At 59.8% G+C, this 22195-nt stretch carries 22 protein-coding genes and 1 pseudogene; 10 read left to right on the top strand and 13 right to left on the bottom strand.

Features of this window, described 5'->3' with window-relative positions:
• Positions 1–9 precede the first annotated feature (9 nt).
• The 4 genes from spoT to KW837_RS10135 form a co-directional block, all read right to left on the bottom strand.
• Entirely contained in the window at positions 10–2115 is a 2106-nt protein-coding gene (gene spoT / locus KW837_RS10150) for a bifunctional GTP diphosphokinase/guanosine-3',5'-bis pyrophosphate 3'-pyrophosphohydrolase (protein WP_123499445.1), read from the bottom strand.
• A gap of 57 nt (positions 2116–2172) precedes the next feature.
• Positions 2173–2436 (bottom strand): DNA-directed RNA polymerase subunit omega, encoded by a 264-nt coding sequence (gene rpoZ / locus KW837_RS10145; RefSeq protein ID WP_007894670.1) that lies wholly within the window; start codon positions 2434–2436, stop codon positions 2173–2175.
• A gap of 167 nt (positions 2437–2603) precedes the next feature.
• The gene (gmk, locus tag KW837_RS10140) at positions 2604–3224 is read right to left on the bottom strand and encodes a guanylate kinase (protein WP_007894672.1); all 621 of its coding nucleotides are present in this window, start codon (positions 3222–3224) and stop codon (positions 2604–2606) included.
• A gap of 12 nt (positions 3225–3236) precedes the next feature.
• Positions 3237–4100 (bottom strand): YicC/YloC family endoribonuclease, encoded by an 864-nt coding sequence (locus KW837_RS10135; RefSeq protein ID WP_123499449.1) that lies wholly within the window; start codon positions 4098–4100, stop codon positions 3237–3239.
• A gap of 269 nt (positions 4101–4369) precedes the next feature.
• On the opposite strand from KW837_RS10135, the gene rph reads away from it, so the two are divergent.
• Together rph and KW837_RS10125 are read left to right on the top strand one after the other, a co-directional pair.
• Positions 4370–5092 (top strand): ribonuclease PH, encoded by a 723-nt coding sequence (gene rph, locus KW837_RS10130; protein WP_008007612.1) that lies wholly within the window; start codon positions 4370–4372, stop codon positions 5090–5092.
• A 29-nt stretch (positions 5093–5121) separates the two neighbouring features.
• Positions 5122–5490, top strand: a complete 369-nt coding sequence (locus KW837_RS10125; RefSeq protein ID WP_030132446.1) for a DUF4870 domain-containing protein — start codon at positions 5122–5124, stop codon at positions 5488–5490.
• 169 nt (positions 5491–5659) lie between these two features.
• On the opposite strand, the gene KW837_RS10120 is transcribed toward KW837_RS10125, so the two are convergent.
• Complete coding sequence (locus tag KW837_RS10120) at positions 5660–6439, bottom strand: exodeoxyribonuclease III (RefSeq protein ID WP_007934608.1); 780 nt, start codon at positions 6437–6439, stop codon at positions 5660–5662.
• Positions 6440–6521: 82 nt separating this feature from the next.
• Between KW837_RS10120 and pyrE the strand changes: the two genes are divergently transcribed.
• Positions 6522–7166, top strand: a complete 645-nt coding sequence (gene pyrE, locus KW837_RS10115; protein ID WP_007894680.1) for an orotate phosphoribosyltransferase — start codon at positions 6522–6524, stop codon at positions 7164–7166.
• Positions 7167–7331: 165 nt separating this feature from the next.
• Here pyrE and argB read toward each other — a convergent pair whose 3' ends face one another.
• The 5 genes and pseudogenes from argB to coaBC form a co-directional block, all read right to left on the bottom strand.
• A complete protein-coding gene (gene argB / locus KW837_RS10110; RefSeq protein WP_007894690.1) occupies positions 7332–8237 on the bottom strand; it encodes an acetylglutamate kinase in 906 nt (301 codons plus the stop codon).
• 17 nt (positions 8238–8254) lie between these two features.
• Positions 8255–9658, bottom strand: a pseudogene (locus KW837_RS10105) (phosphomannomutase/phosphoglucomutase); the annotation flags it as partial.
• Positions 9649–9849, bottom strand: a complete 201-nt coding sequence (locus tag KW837_RS10100; RefSeq protein WP_218395462.1) for a hypothetical protein — start codon at positions 9847–9849, stop codon at positions 9649–9651. The pseudogene KW837_RS10105 and the gene KW837_RS10100, both read right to left, overlap by 10 nt.
• A 65-nt stretch (positions 9850–9914) precedes the next feature.
• Positions 9915–10370, bottom strand: a complete 456-nt coding sequence (gene dut / locus KW837_RS10095) for a dUTP diphosphatase (protein WP_007894692.1) — start codon at positions 10368–10370, stop codon at positions 9915–9917.
• A gap of 5 nt (positions 10371–10375) precedes the next feature.
• Entirely contained in the window at positions 10376–11584 is a 1209-nt protein-coding gene (gene coaBC, locus KW837_RS10090) for a bifunctional phosphopantothenoylcysteine decarboxylase/phosphopantothenate--cysteine ligase CoaBC (protein ID WP_007894693.1), read from the bottom strand.
• A gap of 135 nt (positions 11585–11719) precedes the next feature.
• On the opposite strand from coaBC, the gene radC reads away from it, so the two are divergent.
• Positions 11720–12394 (top strand): DNA repair protein RadC, encoded by a 675-nt coding sequence (radC, locus tag KW837_RS10085; protein WP_218395460.1) that lies wholly within the window; start codon positions 11720–11722, stop codon positions 12392–12394.
• A gap of 136 nt (positions 12395–12530) precedes the next feature.
• Here the strand turns inward: radC and KW837_RS10080 are convergent, their stop codons facing one another.
• Positions 12531–14117: an ABC transporter substrate-binding protein gene (locus KW837_RS10080; protein WP_218395458.1), complete on the bottom strand. Its 1587-nt coding sequence runs from the start codon at positions 14115–14117 to the stop codon at positions 12531–12533.
• A gap of 444 nt (positions 14118–14561) precedes the next feature.
• On the opposite strand from KW837_RS10080, the gene rpmB reads away from it, so the two are divergent.
• Together rpmB and rpmG are read left to right on the top strand one after the other, a co-directional pair.
• A complete protein-coding gene (gene rpmB / locus KW837_RS10075; protein ID WP_007894701.1) occupies positions 14562–14795 on the top strand; it encodes a 50S ribosomal protein L28 in 234 nt (77 codons plus the stop codon).
• Between the two features lie 11 nt (positions 14796–14806).
• Positions 14807–14962: a 50S ribosomal protein L33 gene (rpmG, locus tag KW837_RS10070; protein WP_007894709.1), complete on the top strand. Its 156-nt coding sequence runs from the start codon at positions 14807–14809 to the stop codon at positions 14960–14962.
• Between the two features lie 238 nt (positions 14963–15200).
• Here rpmG and KW837_RS10065 read toward each other — a convergent pair whose 3' ends face one another.
• A complete protein-coding gene (locus KW837_RS10065; RefSeq protein WP_218395456.1) occupies positions 15201–15563 on the bottom strand; it encodes a cupin domain-containing protein in 363 nt (120 codons plus the stop codon).
• Between the two features lie 227 nt (positions 15564–15790).
• Between KW837_RS10065 and KW837_RS10060 the strand changes: the two genes are divergently transcribed.
• Entirely contained in the window at positions 15791–17284 is a 1494-nt protein-coding gene (locus KW837_RS10060) for an aldehyde dehydrogenase (protein ID WP_123499459.1), read from the top strand.
• 189 nt (positions 17285–17473) lie between these two features.
• A complete protein-coding gene (locus KW837_RS10055) occupies positions 17474–18619 on the top strand; it encodes an MFS transporter (RefSeq protein ID WP_218395454.1) in 1146 nt (381 codons plus the stop codon).
• Positions 18620–18805: 186 nt separating this feature from the next.
• Here the strand turns inward: KW837_RS10055 and KW837_RS10050 are convergent, their stop codons facing one another.
• The gene (locus tag KW837_RS10050; RefSeq protein ID WP_218395452.1) at positions 18806–20383 is read right to left on the bottom strand and encodes a phospholipase D family protein; all 1578 of its coding nucleotides are present in this window, start codon (positions 20381–20383) and stop codon (positions 18806–18808) included.
• 277 nt (positions 20384–20660) lie between these two features.
• Between KW837_RS10050 and KW837_RS10045 the strand changes: the two genes are divergently transcribed.
• On the top strand, positions 20661–21311 hold the full coding sequence (locus KW837_RS10045; RefSeq protein WP_218395450.1) for a DUF1120 domain-containing protein: 651 nt from the start codon (positions 20661–20663) through the stop codon (positions 21309–21311).
• 116 nt (positions 21312–21427) lie between these two features.
• Complete coding sequence (locus tag KW837_RS10040; RefSeq protein ID WP_218395448.1) at positions 21428–22132, top strand: fimbria/pilus chaperone family protein; 705 nt, start codon at positions 21428–21430, stop codon at positions 22130–22132.
• The last annotated feature ends 63 nt before the right edge of the window (positions 22133–22195 follow it).

Below are 22195 nucleotides of genomic sequence, written 5' to 3'. Positions count from 1 at the left end.
AAGGGTGGGCTACGCGCGCATGCGGGTGATGCGAATCACCCCGGTCAGGGCGCGCAGTTTCTTGATCACGCGGGCCAGGTGCACGCGGTCGTGCACACTGACCACCAGTTGGACCACGCTGATACGACCGTCGCGTTCGTCCATGCTGATTTTTTCGATATTGCCGTCGGCCGCGTTGACGCTGCTGGCCAGCAGGGCGATCAGGCCGCGCTGGTGTTCCAGTTCGACGCGCAGCTCGACGTTGAATTCGCCGGTGACATCCTTGGCCCACGAGAGCTGGATGCATTTTTCCGGGTTGTGGCGGATTTCGCTGATGTTGCGGCAGTTGTCCAGGTGCACCACCATGCCTTTGCCCGCGGACAGGTGACCAACAATCGGGTCTCCCGGGATCGGCGTGCAGCACTTGGCGTAACTGAGCACCAGACCTTCGGTACCACGAATCGCCAGCGGGCCTTCCGGGCTTGGCAGCTGTTCGCCTTCGCCGAGCAGGCGACGGGCGACCACGTAAGCCATGCGATTGCCCAGGCCAATGTCTTCGAGCAGGTCTTCGATCAGTTCGAGGCGGTATTCGTGGAGCATCAACTGCACGCGCTCGGCCGGGACTTTTTCCAGGGAGCTGTCGAAGCCGTTGAGCACCTTGTTCAGCAGGCGTTCGCCGAGGCTGATGGACTCGGAACGGCGTTGCAGTTTCAGCGCATGGCGGATATGAGTCCGCGCCTTGCCGGTGACCACGAAGTTGAGCCATGCCGGATTCGGCCGCGCGCCGGGGGCGCTGACGATCTCGACCGTGGAGCCGCTTTGCAGCGGTTCGGACAGCGGTGCGAGACGACGATTGATCCGACAGGCAATGCAGCTGTTGCCCACGTCGGTGTGCACTGCGTAAGCGAAGTCGACCGCCGTGGAGCCTTTGGGCAGCTCCATGATCCGGCCTTTGGGCGTGAACACGTAGACCTCGTCCGGGAACAGGTCGATCTTCACGCTCTCGATGAATTCCAGCGAGTTGCCGGCCCGTTGCTGCATTTCCAGCACGCCTTTGACCCACTGACGGGCGCGGGCGTGAGTGCTTTTGGGTTGCTCGTCGCCGCTGGATTTGTACAGCCAATGGGCGGCGATGCCGTTGTTGGCCATCTCTTCCATTTCACGGGTGCGGATCTGAATCTCGATCGGTACACCGTGCATGCCGAACAGCGTGGTGTGCAGCGACTGGTAGCCGTTGGCCTTGGGGATCGCGATGTAATCCTTGAAGCGCCCCGGCAACGGTTTGTACAAATTGTGTACGGCGCCTAGCACGCGGTAGCAGGTATCGACCTTGTCGACGATGATCCGGAACGCGTAGACGTCCATGATCTCGTTGAAGGCCCGACGCTTGCCGCGCATTTTCTTGTAGATGCCGTAGAGGTGTTTCTGACGACCGCTGACCTCGCCCTGGATGCCATCGATGGCCAGGCAGTGGCTGAGAGATTCTTCGATCTTGTTGACGATTTCCTTGCGATTGCCCCGGGCGCGTTTGACCGCCTGGTTGATCCGTGCGGAACGCATCGGGTGCATGGCCTTGAAGCCGAGGTCTTCGAATTCTATGCGGATGGCGTGCATACCCAGCCGGTTGGCGATGGGCGCATAGATTTCCAGGGTTTCCTTGGCGATCCGCCGGCGTTTTTCGCCGGACAGCACTTCCAGTGTGCGCATGTTGTGCAGGCGGTCGGCCAGCTTGACCAGGATCACGCGAATGTCGCGGGCCATGGCCATGGCCATTTTCTGGAAGTTTTCGGCCTGGGCTTCGGCTTTGGTTTCGAAGTTCATCTGGGTCAGTTTGCTGACCCCGTCGACCAGTTCGGCCACGGTTTCGCCAAACTGCGCTTGCAGCGCTTCCTTGGCAATGCCGGTGTCTTCGATCACGTCATGCAGCATGGCCGCCATCAGGCTCTGATGGTCCATATGCATGTCGGCAAGAATATTCGCAACCGCGAGTGGGTGCGTGACGTACGCCTCACCGCTGCGGCGGCGTTGGCCATCGTGGGCTTGTTCGGCGTAGAAGTACGCTCGGCGGACCAGATTGACCTGGTCCTTGCCGAGGTAGGTCGATAAGCGATCGGCGAGGGCGTCTATGCTCGGCATGATAATTCCTGCCGTTCGTTGTGACCCCGCGCCGTGCTACGTCGACCAGGCATGGACTTATACTGCCTCGTTGGACTCGTCCTCGAACGCTGCGAACAGCGGTTCGTCTTCGACGATTTCTGCGTTGGCGATGAACTCGTAGCTCATCAGGCCTTCGGCGATTTCACGCAGCGCTACAACAGTAGGCTTGTCGTTTTCCCACTGAACCAGGGGCTCTTTGCCGCCGGTGGCCAGTTGACGGGCACGCTTGGTGGACAGCATGACCAGTTCAAAACGGTTTTCCACGTGGTTCAGGCAGTCTTCAACGGTTACGCGGGCCATGGTATTCCTCGGAGCGAATGCAATATGCGCGCTGCCCGGGTGGGCGAGCGGACTCAACAGTTTAAAAAATCACCAGCGATTAGGGAAGCGCTGATTTTTTGACCAAGCCCATCAACGCGCTATAAGTGCCAATGTAAAGCCCTTGCAGCGGTTTTGGGAAGTGCTGTTTAGCCGAGCAATTCAGCCAAAAGTTTTCCGTTACGCTGCTGCTGACGCTTCTGATGCAGCTGATTGGCGCGGAAAATCGCCTGCAAATCGCGCAGTGCGTGGGCGAAATCGTCGTTGATGATCAGGTAGTCGTAGTCGACGTAGTGGCTCATCTCGCTGACGGCTTCACGCATCCGGCCTTCGATGACCTCGTTACTGTCCTGGCCGCGATTGTTCAGGCGCTGACGCAAGGCTTCCAGGGATGGCGGCAGAATGAAGATCGAGCGGGCCTGGGGCATCAACTTGCGTACTTGCTCGGCACCTTGCCAGTCGATTTCCAGAATCAGGTCGTGGCCTTCATCCAGGGTTTGCTGCAGGTGGCTTTGCGAGGTGCCATAGAGATTGCCGAACACTTCGGCGCGTTCGAGGAAATCCCCGTGCTCGATCATCTTCACGAACTCGCTGCGTTCGACGAAGTGATAGTTCACGCCGTTCACTTCACCGGGGCGCATGGCGCGGGTGGTGTGGGAGACCGAGACACGGATCTCCTGGTCGGCGTCGGTCAGAGCCTTGACCAGACTGCTCTTGCCCGCGCCCGAAGGGGCGGAAATGATGTACAGGGTGCCGGTGCTGTGGGTCATGTCGGGTTTGCCTTACTCAATATTCTGCACTTGTTCGCGCATCTGCTCGATCAACACTTTGAGGTTGACCGCCGCTTGGGTGCTGCGCGGGTCGAAGGCTTTGGAGCCCAGTGTGTTGGCTTCGCGGTTGAGTTCCTGCATCAGGAAGTCCAGGCGCCGACCGGCAGCGCCGCCGGACTTGAGCACCCGGCGAACTTCAATGATGTGAGTGCTCAGGCGATCCAGTTCTTCGGCGACGTCGCTCTTTTGCGCGAGCATGACCATTTCCTGTTCCAGTCGCTGCGGGTCGAGGTCGGCCTTCATGTCGGTAAAGCGGTCGAGAACTTTCTGGCGTTGGGTGGCGAGCATCTGCGGGACCAGCTCACGCAGGATCACCACATCCCCTTCAATAGAGGTCAGGCGCTCGTCGATCAATCGCGCCAGCTCAGTGCCTTCGCGCTCGCGACCGGCCTTGAGCTCTTTCAGGCCCTGATGAAACAGCGCCAGGGCTTCGGCATTCAGCGCTTGCGGGTCGGCGGCGTCGGCCACCAATACGCCGGGCCAGGCCAGGACTTCCAGCGGGTTCAGTGCGGCGGGGTTCTTGATCAGGCTGGCGACCGTCTCGGCGGCAGCGACCAGTTGAGCGGCGCGCTCGCGGTCCACTTGCAGCGGTTTGCCGGTGCTTTCTTCGGTAAAGCGCAGGGTGCATTCGAGCTTGCCCCGGGACAGTTCCTGGCGCAGGGCTTCGCGGACCGCGCCTTCGAGGTCGCGGAAAGATTCCGGCAGACGCAGGTGGGGTTCCAGGTAGCGGCTGTTGACCGAGCGCAATTCCCAGCTCAGGGTGCCCTGGACACCGGCTTTCTCTACGCGGGCGAAGGCGGTCATGCTGTGCACCATGGAGGTACCTCGCAATGCAGGTCGGCGCGTAACCCATGGTTTCGCGGACCCGCTATCTGTGAATTAAAGCCGACAGGCAGCAAAGGCGCAGGATTGTAGCGCAGTGGGGCGGATGCGCCCAAACACACGCTGTGACAAAGAGCTGCAGGCCGTCGGCTAAGCTCTATTCAGGGGCTTCAATCGTCGGGCGATTTTTTTAGAAGTGCCCACTCGCGGCCCGCGGCTCTATAATGCTCGGCAGTTTTCCGTCCTCCGTACAGGTAATCCCTATGAAACGTCCAAGTGGTCGCGCTGCCGATCAGCTCCGCTCGATCCGCATTACCCGCAACTACACCAAACACGCCGAGGGATCTGTACTGGTCGAGTTCGGTGATACCAAAGTCATCTGCACCGTCAGCGTCGAGAACGGCGTGCCGCGTTTCCTCAAAGGTCAGGGCCAGGGTTGGTTGACCGCCGAATACGGCATGCTGCCCCGCGCTACCGGCGAGCGTAACCAGCGTGAAGCGAGCCGCGGCAAGCAAGGCGGCCGTACGCTGGAAATCCAGCGTTTGATCGGTCGTTCCCTGCGCGCTGCGCTGGACATGACCAAGCTGGGCGACGTCACCCTGTACGTCGACTGCGACGTGATCCAGGCCGACGGCGGCACCCGCACCGCGTCCATTACCGGTGCGATGGTTGCACTGATCGACGCCTTGAAAGTGATCAAGAAGCGTGGCGGCCTCAAAGGTGGCGACCCGCTCAAGCAAATGATCGCTGCCGTTTCGGTGGGCATGTACCAGGGCGAGCCTGTGCTTGACCTCGACTACCTGGAAGATTCGGCTGCCGAGACTGACCTCAACGTGGTGATGACCAGCACTGGCGGCTTCATCGAAGTACAGGGCACTGCCGAAGGCGCGCCGTTCCAGCCGGAAGAGCTGAACGCGATGCTGGCACTGGCGAAGAAAGGCATGATCGAGATTTTCGAACTGCAGAAGGCCGCACTGGCCGACTGATCGGACCTGCTCCACGCAAGGAGGACGCCATGAGTGACGAGCAACTGCCGCTACCCACACCGAGCCGAGAGGTTCGTCAGTGGGCGATGTTTTGTCACCTGTCCGCCTTGCTGGGGATCTGGCTGCCATTTGGCACGCTGATCGGGCCGTTGATTCTCTGGCAGATGAAGCGCGAGTCCGACCCGTTCATCGACGCGCAAGGCAAGGAGGCGCTGAACTTTCAGATCACCGTCGCCATTGCTTCCGCCATCTGCTTCCTGCTGATGGTGGTGATCATCGGGTTTTTTCTGTTTGGTCTGGTCGCGATTGGTGCGCTGGTGCTGACGATCATTGCTGGCGTGAAGGCCAATGAAGGGTTCCCTTACCGGTATCCGTTCACCTGGCGCCTGATCAAGTAAACGCCGCATCCCCTGTAGGAGCGAGGCTTGCCCGCGAAAACGATTTAACAGCCAGCATCCATGTTGAATGTGATGACCTCTTCGCGGGCAAGCCTCGCTCCTACAGGATTGAGGCGTGCACAAAAAAGCCGACAGTGAAGTCGGCTTTTTTGCGTCTGCAAAAAGACGCTTAGATCGTCAGCGTCCAGTCGTAGTCCACGATCAGCGGTGCGTGCTGCGAGAACCGTGGCTGACGTGGCAGGCGTGCGCTGCGTACGAAGCGGCGCAGGCCAGGGGTCAGCAGCTGGTAGTCGAAACGCCAGCCCAGGTTGAGCATCTCGGCCTGTTCGTTGTCCGGCCACCAGCTGTACTGGTCGCCTTCACGGCTGACTTCGCGCAGGGCATCGACATAACCCATGTTGCCGACAATCTCGTCCATCCAGGCGCGCTCAGGTGCCAGGAAGCCCGGGGATTGCTGGCTGTCGCGCCAGTTCTTGATATCCAGCTTCTGTTGCGCCACGTACAGCGAGCCACAATAAATGTACTCGCGACGTTTGCGCCGCTGTTTATCCAGATAACGGGCGAAGTCGTCCATTAGCTTGAACTTCTGGTTCAAATCTTCATCGCCGTTCTGCCCCGAAGGGAGCAGCAAGGTCGCGATGCTGACCTTGTCGAAATCGGCTTGCAGGTAACGCCCGTAGCGGTCGGCTGTCTCGAAGCCGAGACCGCTGATGACTGCCTTCGGTTGCAACCGCGAGTACAAAGCCACGCCACCTTGGGCGGGAACTTCAGCTTCGCAGGCATAAAGGAAGTAGCCATCCAGTTGGAAGGCTGGATCGTCCAGTTCAAAGGCGGAGGCGCGGGTGTCCTGCAGGCAGATGACGTCGGCATTCTGTGCTTGCAGCCAACTGAGCAAACCACGCTCGACTGCAGCCTGAATCCCATTGACGTTCACACTGATGATCCGCATAAGTGGCCCCAAAAATCGCGTGCGGGTATGATACACGGCGTCTACCTAATTAGCTAAATCCGTGGTATTTGGGGTTTTTTTCATGCAAGCGTATCAGCGCGACTTCATTCGTTTTGCCATTGATCGTGGCGTTTTGCGCTTCGGTGAGTTCACCCTGAAGTCTGGGCGCACCAGTCCTTACTTCTTTAATGCCGGCCTGTTCAACTCGGGGTCTGCCCTGGCGCAGCTGGGTCGTTTCTATGCGGCAGCCATCGTCGAGAGCGGTATTTCGTTCGACGTGCTGTTCGGCCCGGCCTACAAAGGCATCCCGTTGGCGGCGACCACCGCCGTGGCGTTGGCCGAACATCATGGCCGTGATCTGCCATGGTGCTTCAACCGCAAGGAAGCCAAGGCCCACGGCGAAGGCGGCAGCCTGGTCGGCGCGCCATTGACCGGCGACGTGCTGATCATCGACGACGTGATCACCGCAGGCACCGCCATCCGTGAAGTGATGCAGATCATTGCTTCCCAGGACGGCGCCAAAGCCGCGGGCGTGTTGATCGCCCTGAACCGTCAGGAGCGTGGCAACGGCGAATTGTCGGCCATCCAGGAAGTGGAGCGTGACTTCGGCATCCCGGTGATCAGCATTGTTTCGCTGAATCAGGTGCTCGAGTTCCTGGCGGATGACCCGCAGCTCAAGCAACACCTGCCAGCAGTTGAAGCCTACCGCGCACAATTCGGCGTCTGACACTGACCTGTAGGAGCGAGGCTTGCCCGCGAAGGCGTCGTCACATTCAGCAATGATGTGACTGTCAGATCGCTTTCGCGGGCAAGCCTCCCTCCTGCAAGGGAGTGCACATACAAAAAAGACCCCGCTCAGCCTGGCTGAGCGGGGTCTTTTTGTTTGTGTGGCTTAGTGACGCTTGCGATTACTGATCAGCGTACCCACACCCGTGTCGGTAAAGATTTCCAGCAGAATCGCGTTTGGCACCCGGCCATCGATAATCAACGAGCTGCCCACACCGCCTTGTACCGCTTCCAGCGCGCAACGAATCTTCGGCAGCATGCCGCCATAGATAGTGCCGTCGGCGATCAGGTCATCGACCTGTTGGGTCGTCAGGCCGGTCAGAACCGTGCCCGACTTGTCCATCAGGCCGGCAATGTTGGTCAGCAGCATCAGCTTTTCAGCCTTCAGCGCTTCGGCCACTTTACCGGCCACCAGGTCAGCGTTGATGTTATACGACTCGCCGTTGGCGCCGACGCCAATTGGCGCGATCACCGGGATGAAGTCGCCTTTGACCAGCAGGTTCAACAGGTCGGTGTTGATCCCGACCACTTCGCCGACGTGGCCGATGTCGATGATTTCCGGCTGGGTCATTTCCGGCGTCTGACGGGTGACAGTGAGCTTTTTCGCGCGAATCAGCTCGGCGTCTTTACCGGTCAGGCCGATGGCGCTGCCGCCATGACGGTTGATCAGGTTGACGATGTCCTTGTTGACCTGGCCGCCGAGGACCATTTCCACCACGTCCATGGTTTGCGCGTCAGTCACGCGCATACCATCGATGAAGTGGCTCTCGATCGACAGACGCTTGAGCAGGTCGCCGATTTGCGGGCCGCCACCATGAACCACCACCGGATTGATGCCGACGGCTTTCATCAGCACGATGTCGCGGGCGAAGCCGGTTTTCAGCTCCTCGCTTTCCATCGCGTTGCCGCCGTATTTGATCACCAGCGTCTTGCCGACATAGCGGCGAATGTAAGGCAGCGCTTCGGACAGGACCTTGGCGGTGTTGGCGGCGGCTTCGCGTTCGAGGGTCATTCAGGGCTCCGGGTGAATCAGAACGGTAGTTGGAGATCAGGTGCAACACGCTTTAACTGGACGTGGAAAACGTCCTTGATGCGCTGCAATTCAGCCTCGTCATCGGCCTCGAAACGCAGCACCAGCACCGGTGTGGTGTTGGAGGCGCGAACCAGGCCCCAGCCTTTGGCATAGTCGACTCGCACGCCGTCAATGGTGGTCAGGTCGGCGCCTTCACCCCATTGCGCATCGTGCAATGCATCAATGATGCTGAATTTGCTCTCTTCGGTCACATGGATATTGATCTCTGGCGTAGAAATATCGTTCGGGAAGGTCGCGAACAACTCTTCCGCGGTGGATTTTTCTTTGCTGAGGATCTCCAGCAGCCGTGCGGCGGCGTAAATGCCATCGTCGAAACCGAACCAGCGCTCCTTGAAAAAGATATGCCCGCTCATTTCGCCGGCCAACAGGGCGCCGGATTGTTTCATTTTCTTTTTGATCAACGAGTGACCGGTTTTCCACATCAGCGGCCGACCGCCATATTCCTTGATCAGCGGGATCAGGCGGCGGGTGCATTTGACGTCGAAGATGATTTCCGCGTTCGGGTTGCGCGCCACGACGTCGCGGGCGAACAGCATCAACAGGCGATCAGGGAAGACGATGCTGCCGGTGTTGGTAACGACGCCCACACGGTCGCCGTCGCCGTCGAAGGCCAGGCCCAGGTCGGCGTTGGTTTCCTTGACCTTGGCGATCAGGTCCACGAGGTTTTCAGGCTTGCCCGGGTCCGGATGGTGGTTCGGGAAGTTGCCATCGACTTCGCAGAACAGCGGGATGACTTCGCAGTTCAGGGCTTCGATCAGCTGCGGGGCGATCACGCCGGCCGCGCCATTACCGCAATCGACCACCACTTTCAGGCGGCGAGCCAGTTTGATGTCCTGGACGATTTCGGTGTTGTAGCGGTCGAGGATCTCGACCTGGGTGATGCTGCCCTTGCCGCTGCTCAGGTTGTTGGTCTTGAGGCGTTCGTGCAGGGCCTGGATCTGTTCGTTGGCCAAGGTGTCGCCAGCGATGACGATCTTGAAGCCGTTGTAATTCGACGGGTTGTGGCTGCCGGTGAGCATCACGCCGGATTTGCCGGCCAGAACGTTAGCGGCGTAGTACAGCGCAGGGGTTGGTACCAGGCCGACGTCGCTGACGTGGCAGCCGCTGTCGGCCAGGCCCTGGATCAGTTGTTCCACCAGTTCCGGGCCGGACAGGCGACCGTCACGGCCGACGGATACATTGGGTTCGTTCTGGGCCAGGCTTTGGGAGCCGATGGCGCGACCAAGCCAATAAGCTGTTTCAGCGTTCAAGAATTCCGGGACGGTGCCACGAATGTCGTAGGCGCGGAAGATGCTGTCGGGGAACTTGGGTGCGACTTGGGCTGGGGTGCTCATTTCTGGAAATGCTCCATCTCTAAAGTGGCTGGACAAGCCTGCGAAAAACTCGTGGGCTGGCTCAAACTGAAGGGTATGACGGCGTTTTCGGCAGAGAGTTCGTGGTGTGTAAAGGCCATGCCATCAGCATCGGCGGGTAATTTGCCGGCCAATGCCTTGATTTCCAGTGGTAAACCTTCCAGATGACGTCTTTGCAATTTTCATCCTTAAAATGCAGAGGGCAGGCCAGGCCGGGCAGCATTCCCGGCCTGAATGCCGATGGTCAGTGGCTGCCCGAGTGTCCGAAACCGCCGGTGCCGCGCTGGGTTTCGACGAACTCTTCGACCATTTCAAAATGCGCTTGAACGACCGGTACCAGCACCAATTGGGCCAGGCGTTCGCCTACCACCATGTTGAAATCGGTCTGGCCACGGTTCCAGCACGACACCATCAGCGGGCCCTGGTAATCGGAGTCGATCAGGCCGACCAGATTGCCCAGCACGATGCCGTGCTTATGGCCCAGACCCGAGCGCGGCAGAATCAAAGCCGCCAGGCCCGGATCGCCGATGTACACCGACAGGCCGGTAGGGATCAGCAGGGTTTCACCCGGCTTGATGACGGTGTCTTTTTCCAGCATGGCGCGCAGGTCGAGGCCGGCGGAGCCTGGCGTGGCGTACTGTGGCAGCGGGAATTCAGTACCGATGCGGGGGTCGAGGATCTTGGCTTGCAAAGCGTGCATGTAAATTAAACCTGGTTCAGACGTTCGGCGATAAAAGTGATCAGCTGGCGAGCAATCTTGCTCTTGCTGGTCTGGGCGAAGAGTGTGGCGTGCAGCTCACGGTCGATCACGCTGCAGGCGTTTTCTTCGCTGTTGAAGCCAATACTCGGGTTCGCGACGTCATTGGCGACGATCAGATCGAGGTTCTTGTCTTTCAACTTGCGTGCAGCGTAATCGAGCAGGTGTTCGGTTTCGGCGGCGAAGCCGACACTGAACGGACGGTCGGGACGGGTGGCGATGGTGGCCAGGATGTCTGGGTTGCGCACCATCTGTAGCAACAAGCCGTCGCCGTTCGTAGGGTCTTTCTTGAGTTTCTGTGGGGCGACGACTTCCGGACGGTAGTCCGCGACCGCTGCCGAGGCGATGAACAGGTCGCAAGGGATCGCGGCTTCACACGCGGCGAGCATGTCGCGGGCGCTGACCACGTCGATGCGCGTGACGCGATCCGGGGTCGGCAGGTGCACCGGGCCTGTGATCAGGGTCACGCGGGCGCCGGCTTCTACCGCGGCTTCGGCCAGGGCAAAGCCCATTTTCCCGGAGCTGTGGTTGGTGATGTAGCGCACCGGGTCGATGTTTTCCTGGGTCGGGCCGGCGGTGATAAGCACGTGTTTACCGGTCAGCGCCTGGCGCTGGAAGCAGTCTGCCGCGCACTGGGCGAGGTCGGTGGCTTCGAGCATGCGGCCCATACCGACGTCGCCGCAGGCCTGGCTGCCGGAGGCCGGGCCGAAGACCTTGAGGTCACGGCTTTCGAGGGTTTGCAGGTTGGCCTGGGTCGCCGGGTCGCGCCACATGGCCTGGTTCATCGCCGGGGCAACCGCGACCACCGCGTCGGTGGCCAGCACCAGCGTGGTCAGCAGGTCGTCGGCAATGCCTTGGGCCAGGCGGGCGATCAGGTCCGCGGTGGCGGGGGCGATCAGCACCAGGTCGGCCCATTTGGCCAGCTCGATGTGGCCCATCGCGGCTTCGGCCGCGGGGTCCAGCAAATCGAGATGGACCGGATGCCCGGACAAGGCCTGCATGGTCAGCGGGGTAATGAATTCGCTGCCGCCGCGGGTCATGACCACGCGCACTTCGGCGCCCTGGTCGATCAGGCGGCGAACCAGCTCGGCGCTCTTGTAGGCAGCAATACCGCCGCCGACGCCCAGAACGATGCGTTTCCGATACAGCCGCTGCATAGGTCTGCCTTTCATTTCGTTGATGACTGCATGGCGATACCCCCTCCCCAGGAGTGAAATCGCCCGCAAAAAAGATGGGCTACGATATCACAGCGACCGCTACGGAACAGCGGCGCCCACAGACATGGAGGTGTTATGAGCATTCGCGATTGGCCGGCGGCCGAGCGGCCGCGGGAGAGGTTACTGGAGTTAGGCTCGGGGAGTCTTTCGGACGCCGAGCTGCTGGCGATTTTTTTGCGTACCGGCGTATCCGGCAAAAGTGCGGTAGATCTGGCGCGACACTTGTTGACTCAGTTTGGCGGCCTGCGTTCGCTACTGGAGGCTGATCAAAAAACATTCAGCAAACAATTAGGGCTCGGACCCGCGAAATTCGCTCAGTTGCAGGCCGTTCAGGAAATGGGCAGACGGCATTTGGCTGAACGTTCGCGCTACAAGTCGGCGTTGGAAAATCCGCAGGCTGTGCGTGATTATCTGAAGTCGATGCTCCGCCATGAGCCTCACGAGGTGTTTGGCTGCCTGTTTCTGGACTCCAAGCACCGGGTATTGGCGTTCGAAGCGCTGTTCCGCGGCTCCATCGACAACACCAGCGTCTATCCACGGCAGGTGGTCAAACGCGCTCTGGCCCATAACGCTGCAGCGCTGATCCTGTGCCACAACCACCCGTCGGGCAATCCCGACCCCAGTCAGGCCGACCGAATGCTGACCAAGCGCCTGCAAGAGGCCTTGGACCAGATCGATGTGCGGGTGCTCGATCATTTCATCGTCGGTGACGGCGATCCGCTGTCCATGGCCGAGTATGGGTGGATGTAAGAGGAGGCCGGAAGAATACGAAACCAATGTGGGAGCGGGCTTGCTCGCGAAGGCGTCGTGTCAGTCGATATCAATGTCTACTGATAGGCCGCTTTCGCGAGCAAGCCCGCTCCCACAGGTTTTATGGTGACGCTAATTACTTGAGGTTGACCTTCGAATAGTCCTGCCGGCCAAACGGGCTGACCGAGTAACCCTGAACATCCTTACGTGTCAGCGCGAAGGCCGTCGGGTGCACCAGTGGCAGCCACAACGCCTGTTGCTGGATCTGCGCCTGGGCCTGTTCATAGAGCTTGGTGCGTACACCTTGCTCGCCGGTGGTCTTGCCGGCGCTGATCAGCTTGTCCAGGTCCTGGTTGCAGTAACGGGCGAAGTTGGTGCCGGATTTGACCCCCGCGCAGGAAAACTGCGGCGTGAGGAAGTTGTCCGGGTCACCGTTGTCGCCGGCCCAGCCCATGAACAGCAGGTCGTGCTCGCCGGCCTTGGCGCGGCGAATCAGTTCGCCCCATTCGATCACCCGAATTTCGGCCTGGATGCCGATTTCCGCCAGGTCAGACTGAAGTAATTGTGCCCCGAGGCTCGGATTGGGGTTCAGCAGGCTGCCGGAAGGGCGGGTCCATATGGTGGTCTGGAAACCATTCTTGAGCCCGGCCTTGGCCATCAACGCACGAGCCTTTTCGACGTCATGCGAGTAGCCCGGCAAGCCTTTGGCGTAGCTCCAGGTGTTGGGCGGATATGGGCCGTTGGCGGGTTCGGCGGTGTCTTCGAACACGGCTTTGACGTAGTTGGCCTTGTCGAACGCGAGATTGATCGCCTGGCGTACTTCAGGTTTATCCAGCGGCGGATGCTGGCTGTTGATGCCAACGAAGGCGGTCATGAAGGCGTCAGTCTTTTCGACTTTCAGGGTTGGCTCTTTCAGCGCGGCCTGTACGTCCAGAGGCTTGGGTGACAGGGCGATCTGGCACTCGTTGCGGCGCAACTTCTGCAAGCGCACGTTGGCATCCGGGGTGATGGCGAAGATCAGCGGGTCCACCGAAGGTTTGCCGCGGAAGTAATCCTGGTTGGCCTTGTAGCGAATCGAGGCGTCTTTCTGGAAGCGCGTGAAGATGAACGGGCCGCTGCCGATCGGCTGGCTGTTGAGCTTTTCCGGAGTGCCAGCCTTCATCAGTTTGTCCGCGTACTCGGCCGAATAGATCGAAGCGAAACCCATGCTCAGAGTGGGCAGGAAAGTCGAGTCCGGGTGGTCGAGGGTGAAGCGGATGGTAAGCGGGTCCAATGCGTCGATCTTCTTGATCAGCGCCGGTAACTGCATCGACTGGGCGTGCGGGAAGCCGCTCTGGGCGACTTTGTGCCATGGGTTCGCCGGGTCGAGCATGCGGTCGAAGCTGAACTTCACGTCTTCGGCGGTCAGTTCTCGCGTCGGGCTGAAGTATTCGGTGCGGTGAAATTTCACCTGCGGGTGCAATTTGAAGACGTAGGTCAGGCCGTCGGGCGTGACTTCCCAGCTGTCCGCGAGGCTGGCGACCACTTTGCCGCTGGCCGTGTCGAAGTCCACCAGACGGTCCATCAGCACGTCGGCCGAGGCGTTGGTGGTGGTCAGCGAATTGTATTGCACCACATCGAACCCTTCCGGGCTGGCTTCGGTGCACACGCTCAGGGCGGCAGCCATAGCCTGTGGGCTCAATAGAAGCGGGGCGAGCAGCAGCGGTAGGGCAGCGAGGCGCATGGTCGGATTCCTTTACAGATCGAAGGCCCATCTGCAAGTGCAGTCTGGAAAAGGCTTACCCTAGTGGGCTCTTTTGCAAATGACTATCCCCTTTTTCATTTTAAGGGGACTATGTGCGCTTGTTTCGGTGTTGCGGGCCGAGGAAAACCCGAAATCGGTCGGTTGGCCGATTCTCTGCGACGAGCGGTCTTAATCGGCGACAGCCTTTATCCAAGGCGCCCGGTGGCCGAAAAATGGGGAATTTATCAAGTCCGCGCACACGGAATGTTGTTGCTCTCCAGTCTTTCTGGTATAAAGCAGCGCTCTTTTCTAGGGGCCCGGTTCCTTCACTGTAGGTGTAGCCGGTAAGACCTCTAAAGAAACGCGGCGCCTGGCGCCAAATGACTGAGAGATTAAGCGGCCAACCCATGCCGGGTTGGGCATGTGGTTTTAGAGGGCTGAGGCATGTCGAGAGTATGTCAAGTTACCGGTAAGGGTCCGGTGACTGGGAATAACATTTCCCACGCAAACAACAAAACCCGTCGTCGTTTCCTGCCGAACCTGCAGCATCACCGCTTCTGGGTTGAAGAAGAGAAACGTTTCGTGCGTCTGCGCGTATCTGCCAAAGGCATGCGTATCATCGACAAGCGTGGCATCACTGTCGTGCTGGCCGAAATCCGCAAAGCCGGCAAGATCTAAGGGAGCTAATCATGCGTGAATTGATTCGTTTGATTTCGAGCGCCGGTACTGGTCACTTCTACACTACCGACAAGAACAAGCGCACTACTCCGGACAAAATCGAGATCAAGAAATTTGATCCGGTTGTTCGTAAGCACGTGATCTACAAAGAAGGCAAAATCAAGTAATTGATTTTTCCCTCTTACGAAAAAGGCCCGTATCGCGAGATACGGGCCTTTTTTGTTGCCTGTGTCCCGTCCTGAAACAGGTGTAAACCTATTTCAGGACTAGACACTGTCTATTTTGTATTGCCTGGACCGGCCCCTTCGCGAGCAAGCCCGCTCCCACATTGGATTTGTGAACGACGCAGATCCAATGTGGGAGCGGGCTTGCTCGCGAAGGGGTCGGCCGGGGCAGCACAACTCCTCAAGCCTTCTGTTCAAACACCACGTAGATCTTGCGGCAAGGCTCCAGCACTTCCCAAGTCCCACGAAAACCCGCCGGAATCACGAAGCGATCGCCCACGCGCAGGGTCTTGGCGTTACCCTCGCCGTCGCGCAGCACTGAAACCCCCTGAACGATTTCGCAGTATTCGTGCTCGGTGTAGTTCACTAGCCACTGGCCGACTTCGCCTTCCCAAACACCTGCACTCATCTGGCCGCACGGGCTGTTGTAGTGGTTGTACACCGCTTGCTCGGGATCGCCCTTGAGGACTTTTGCAGGGTCGGGCCGATAACGATCGGGCTGGGTGTTGGCCTGGCTGAAATCGACGATATCCTGAATGCTCATGCTGGTATTCCCCCGTGATTGCGCTGGAAAATTGAAAGTCTATGTTTATTAAAATGAACATCGCAAGGCCGTTTGCCAGCCTTGTGTCAAATATATTGAAACTTCACCGGCCGCTGGTTTAGGGTAACGGTTGCCTTGAGCCGAAAAGCAAGCTGGCCAGGCAGAATTCCTGACAGCGCCCGCAAAGAACACGGGGCACTCGTATTCAATAAGAGGAGGACACTCGAATGACCACCCTGACTCGTGCCGACTGGGAACAACGGGCTCGCGATCTGAAGGTCGAAGGCCGCGCCTACATCAATGGCGAATACACCGATGCCGTCTCTGGTGAGACCTTCGAGTGCATCAGCCCCGTCGATGGCCGTCTGCTGGGCAAGATTGCCAGCTGTGACGCCGCCGACGCCCAGCGTGCCGTGGACAACGCCCGCGCCACTTTCAATTCCGGCAGCTGGTCGCGCCTGGCGCCGACCAAACGCAAAGCCACCATGATTCGTTTTGCCGGCCTGCTCAAACAGCACGCCGAAGAGCTGGCCCTGCTCGAAACCCTGGACATGGGCAAGCCAATCAGCGATTCCCTGTACATCGACGTTCCTGGCGCGGCGCAAGCCTTGAGCTGGAGCGGTGAAGCCATCGACAAGATCTACGACGAAGTCGCTGCCACCCCGCACGATCAGCTGGGTCTGGTGACTCGCGAGCCGGTCGGCGTGGTCGGCGCAATCGTGCCGTGGAACTTCCCGTTGATGATGGCCTGCTGGAAGCTCGGCCCGGCGCTGTCCACCGGTAACTCGGTAATCCTCAAGCCTTCCGAAAAATCGCCGCTGACAGCGATCCGCATTGCGGCGCTGGCGGTTGAGGCCGGTATTCCGAAAGGTGTGCTGAACGTGTTGCCGGGTTACGGTCACACTGTCGGCAAGGCCCTGGCCCTGCACAACGACGTCGACACGTTGGTGTTCACCGGTTCGACCAAGATCGCCAAGCAACTGCTGATCTACTCCGGCGAATCGAACATGAAGCGCGTCTGGCTGGAAGCTGGCGGCAAGAGCCCGAACATCGTGTTCGCCGATGCGCCGGACCTGCAAGCCGCCGCCGAAGCCGCTGCCGGTGCCATCGCCTTCAACCAGGGCGAAGTCTGCACCGCCGGTTCGCGCCTGCTGGTCGAGCGTTCGATCAAGGACAAATTCCTGCCGCTGGTGATCGAGGCCTTGAAAACCTGGAAGCCGGGCAACCCGCTGGACCCGGCAACCAATGTCGGTGCGCTGGTGGACACCCAGCAGATGAACACTGTGTTGTCCTATATCGAGTCCGGTCACACCGACGGCGCCAAACTGGTGGCGGGCGGCAAGCGTATTCTTCAGGAAACCGGTGGCACTTACGTTGAGCCGACGATTTTCGATGGCGTGAGCAACGCGATGAAAATTGCTCAGGAAGAAATCTTCGGTCCGGTGTTGTCGGTCATCACCTTCGACAGCGCTGAAGAAGCCATCCAGATCGCCAACGATACGCCTTACGGTCTGGCCGCTGCAGTCTGGACTGCCGACATCTCCAAGGCTCACCTGACCGCCAAGGCTTTGCGTGCCGGTAGCGTGTGGGTCAATCAGTACGACGGCGGCGACATGACCGCGCCGTTCGGTGGCTTCAAACAGTCCGGCAACGGTCGCGACAAGTCACTGCACGCGTTCGACAAATACACCGAGCTGAAGGCGACCTGGATCAAATTGTAAGTCAGTAAAGGAGCCCGAATGTAAATCGGGCTCCTGAACGACGCAGATCCCCTGTGGGAGCGGGCTTGCTCGCGAAGGCGGTGTAACAGCCAACATCAATGTTGGATGTGATGGCCTCTTCGCGAGCAAGCCCGCTCCCACAGTGCTTTGCGTGGTGCCTGAAAATAACAATTCACAGGAGCGTGGAACATGCGTTGGGCGACGTATTTCGCCGTTTTGGCATCTGTCTTGAGTGTCGGCCTGGCCCTGGGTGTCAGCATGCCGTTGGTGTCGTTGCGTCTGGAAGGCTGGGGTTACGGCTCGTTCGCGATCGGCGTGATGGCGGCGATGCCGGCCATTGGTGTACTGCTGGGGGCGAAGATCTCCAGCCACCTCGCGGCCCGTCTTGGCACGGCCAATCTGATGCGCCTGTGCCTGTGGGCCGGGGCGGTATCCATCGGTTTGCTGGCAGTATGGCCGAGCTACCCGATCTGGCTGGTGCTGCGGTTGATGATCGGGGTGATCCTGACCCTCGTCTTTATCCTCGGTGAAAGCTGGATCAACCAACTGGTGGTCGAGCAATGGCGCGGTCGACTGGTGGCGCTGTACGGCAGCAGTTACGCGTTGAGTCAGCTGGCCGGGCCGTTACTGTTGGGGGCGTTGGGCACCGAGCATGATTATGGTTTCTGGGTCGGCGTCGGTTTGCTGATGACGTCACCGTTCCTGCTGTTGGGCCGCGGCGGCGCACCCACCAGCGAAGCTTGCAGCGTAACCCTCGGTGACTTGTTGACCTTCTGCCGCGGCTTGCCGGCGATTGCCTGGGCGGTGTCGCTGTTCGCGGCGTTCGAAGCGATGATCCTGACCTTGCTGCCGGTCTATTGCCTGCGTCAGGGCTTCACCACGGAAATCGCCTTGGCGATGGTCAGCACAGTGGTGGTGGGTGATGCCTTGCTGCAATTGCCGATTGGCGCGCTGGCCGATCGCTTGTCGCGACGTACATTGTTTACCGGTTGCGCGATGCTCTTGCTGCTGTCGAGCCTGGCGATTCCGTTGCTGATCGACACGCTGTTGATCTGGCCGCTGTGGGTGTTGTTTGGCGCCAGTGCCGGCGGTTTGTTCACCTTATCGCTGATCTTGATTGGCGAGCGTTATCGCGACGATGCCTTGGTGCGCGCCAATGCCCATATCGCACAGTTATGGGGAATTGGTTGCCTGATCGGGCCTTTGGCAGCCGGTGCCGGGAGCCAGTGGATCAGCGGGCATGCCTTGCCGTTGCTGATGGCGGCGGGCGCGTTGGGGCTGGTGATTCTGGTATCGCGGCAAGGGGCGTTTGGTACGGTTGCCGAACCAGCCTGAGCGCTGCACAACCCTGTGGCGAGGGGGCTTGCCTGTGGCGAGGGAGCTTGCTCCCGTCGGGTCGCGCAGCGGCCCTAAATCATGCGCCACCGCTTATTCAGATAGAACACGGATGCCGATTTTGCGACTGCTGCGCAGCCGAACGGGAGCTAGCTCCCTCGCCACAATTCATCACCAGCCTCCTGACTACAACATCCGCTCCAGGCCGACCATGCTGCTGAGCCATGAATTGAAGTGTCGCCACCAACCTCCCGGTTCTTTGGTCAATGTGTGCTGCTTGCCGTCATCTTCGGTGACCCAGACGATCTGACCCTTTTCCAGCCGGGCCTGATAGCTGAGGGCTGGCGCCATACCCTCCAGTGCCAGTTCGCGCACCCGCCCGGCTAGCTGCGGGTTGTCCACCAGTACCCCGACTTCGGTGTTCCACAGTACCGAGCGCGGGTCGAAATTGAACGAGCCGATAAAGGCTTTCTGTCGGTCGAAAATCATCGCCTTGCTGTGCAGGCTGGAGTCGGAACCACGGTAGGAGCTGCTGCCGCCGTGAAACAGGTTCGATCCGCTACCGCCGTTGTCTCCATTGTCACCGGGCTGACGGCGTAATTCGAACAGCTGCACCCCATGCTCCAGCAAGGCTTTGCGATAAGGCGCGTAACCACCGTGCGTGGCCGGTACGTCGGTGGCTTCCAGTGAGTTGGTCAGCACACTGACCGATACGCCGGCATCGGCGCGACCGGTCAGGTAAACCAGCCCCGGTTGGCCGGGTACGAGGTAGGCCGAGACCATGATCAGCTCTTTGCTGACCCCATTGAGCTCGGGCGCCAACTGGGTGGTCAGCAACAAGTGCGGATCCGGCTCGCCCTTGGACAATACCTTGCTCGGTGCGTCCCACAATGCCTGGTTCCAGGCCCAGATCAGCTCCCGGCGCCAGACATCCAGGCGCGGGTGAGTGGTGTAGGCCATTAACTGCTGATAAAGCGCGTGGTTCTGTTTGCGCGTTTCCTCCAGGGATTCGTCCAGCCGGGTCCGGGTGTTTTTCAAGTCCCTGGCTGTCGGCTTGGTCGAGAGAAACTGCTCGATCGGCTTGCTCAGGGCGCTGTTCCAGTACTGGTCGAAGCTGTGCCCCAGTTGCTCTGCAACCGGGCCGACACCAAGCATGTCGATGTCGGTGAAATTCAGGTTGGGCTCGGCATCGAAATACTCGTCCCCCAGGTTGCGCCCGCCAACGATCGCCGCGCTGTTGTCCGCCACCCACAGTTTGTTATGCATGCGCCGGTGTTGCTGCGACAGGTTGAAGAACCGGCCCATCGTTCGCGTAACGACGGTGCTGCGGCCCAGGTGCAGCGGGTTGAACACGCGGATCTGAATCTTCGGATGGGCGGCGAGGGTCGCGATGATCCGGTCCAGGCCATCGCTGGTGGTGTCGTCGAGCAGAATCCGCACCCGCACGCCGCGGTCGGCGGCCTTGAGCAGCTCGCTCACCAGTATTCGTGTGCTGATGCCGTCATGGACGATGTAGTACTGCAGATCGAGGCTGCTTTGAGCGTTGCGAATCAGCTCGGCGCGGGCGGTGAAGGCCTCGGCGCTATCGGAGAGCAAGCGAAAGCCCGATTGGCCCTCATGGGGGGCAGCCTGTGCCTGGATCGACCGCCCGAACGCCGAGTTCGCCGCCGGTAGGGCCTGACTCGATTCGCGGACGACATCAAGGCTGGTGCAACTGCCGAGCAACAAGGCGAGCAACAAAGCGAAGGGCCGGATGAGTATCAAGGCAGGATTTCTCGCGTCGGGGTCACGGAAGTATGGCACGGCATTGGGATCACACACGTTTGAAGGGTGGCATGACTGTGATTGATCGGATCCATCGGTGAGAACCGAAAAGAGCCACAGGTGCTGTCGCCGATGCCTGTTGATATGGCGACTTTTCCTACATAAAAAACCTACAAGAAACGGAATGATCGCCGGGTATTCGACGTGTCGGAAGAAAGCGTGATTTCCCGCTGCATTCGACGCGTTGGTACTTTCATCCATTCACAGGTAAGTGTTTATGAAGAAGCTTTTTTTGATGGCCGCTTTAACAGCAGCCATCGCTCCATTAGCCGTTCAAGCGGCAAGTGTCGACCTGAACATCAGCGGTACGGTCATTCCGACTTCCTGCATTCCTGCTTTCGCCGGTGGCAGTAACATCGATCTGGGGCGGATCCATTCCTCGACGTTGAGCGCGACAACACAAAACGATCTCCCGCCGCGAGACATTACTTTGAAGATCGCATGCGACGCACCCGCAGCGGTGGAGATTGCAGTCACGGACAATCGTGGTGGTACCAAAGTGCCGGGCCTCATGTTCAATGGCCGCTTCGGTGATCACCTTTACTATGGCCTCGGCAGCACGAATGGTGTCGGCATCGGCGGCTTCGGCCTGCTGACCGGCCAGCCCCTGACCGATGGCAACCCGCAGACTTTCCTGGTGCGCTCTCCGGCCAATCCGGTATGGCGAGTTCCGGTCGGCGGCCTGATGTCCAACGCCCCGGTTTCCTATTCCTGGGGGCCTGGTGCAGCAGCCGGCCCGGCCGCCGCGCGTCTGCATGTCTTTCCTATGAAAGTGGCTGCGGCTATTCGCCCGACCTCCGAACTGCCCGCGACCACCGACGAGTTTCCCCTCGACGGCTCGGTGACGTTCGACGTGTTCTACCTCTGAGCCGACGCGGCATAACGGGCTGACGGTCATACCGCTATTGGCCGTTTCCTGGCGTGTCATCGGGCATCGACAGGCATTGCGTTCGCCATGCTGGTCGATGCCCTCTGGAGAATTTCATGTGTCCCCCTAAATCTTTACAGGCGCTCGGTGCCATTGCGGCCCTGTGCCTGTCATTTTTCAGTGCGCTGGCGATGGCGGCTGGCATGGTGCCGCAAACCCCTGTCGTAATAGTCGATGAGGCATTGGGCGAAGCGACCCTCAATGTCAAAAACTCCGACGAACAACCGGCATTGCTCCACAGCACGATCGAACACATCGCAGAGGATGACGAACCGCTGTTGCTGCTGACTCCGCCCGTGGCCCGGGTTGAGCCCGGGCAGAGCCAGCAGGTCAGGTTCATCTTGCGCAGCACCAAACCTCTGGAAACCGAACGCCTGAAACGGGTGGTGTTCGAGGGGATAAAGCCTCGTCAAGGCGCAGACGGTGCTCGGCTCAGCCTGGGCGTGCGGCAGAACATTCCAGTGATCCTGCGCCCGGCCAACTTGGCAGTGGACCGCACGCCCTGGAAACATCTGCTCTGGAGCGTTGTTGGCGACCGGGTGCAGGTGAGCAACCCCGGCCCCTATGTAGTGCGGCTCGCCAAATCGGTGAGCTTGATCCCCAGCGGCGTGATGCTCGATCTCGGGCGCACCTACATTCTGCCCGGCGAAGTACTGACGCTCACCGCCGTGTCGACGTTGGGCACCCATGTGCGGATTTTTCCCGCGACGACTTATGGATTCGCGGTCGACAGCCATGATGCGCCGTTGAGCAGCCGATAGTGAGTCGCCGCAAGCCTTGGTATGGCGGCTCACGTTGCTGGGTCGGCAGTCTGGTTCTGGTGA

The sequence above is a fragment of the Pseudomonas sp. PDM24 genome (assembly GCF_019218905.1).
GTDB lineage: Bacteria > Pseudomonadota > Gammaproteobacteria > Pseudomonadales > Pseudomonadaceae > Aquipseudomonas.
Note: the sequence above shows the minus strand (reverse complement) of the source record. Positions and strands in the feature narration are given on the sequence as shown.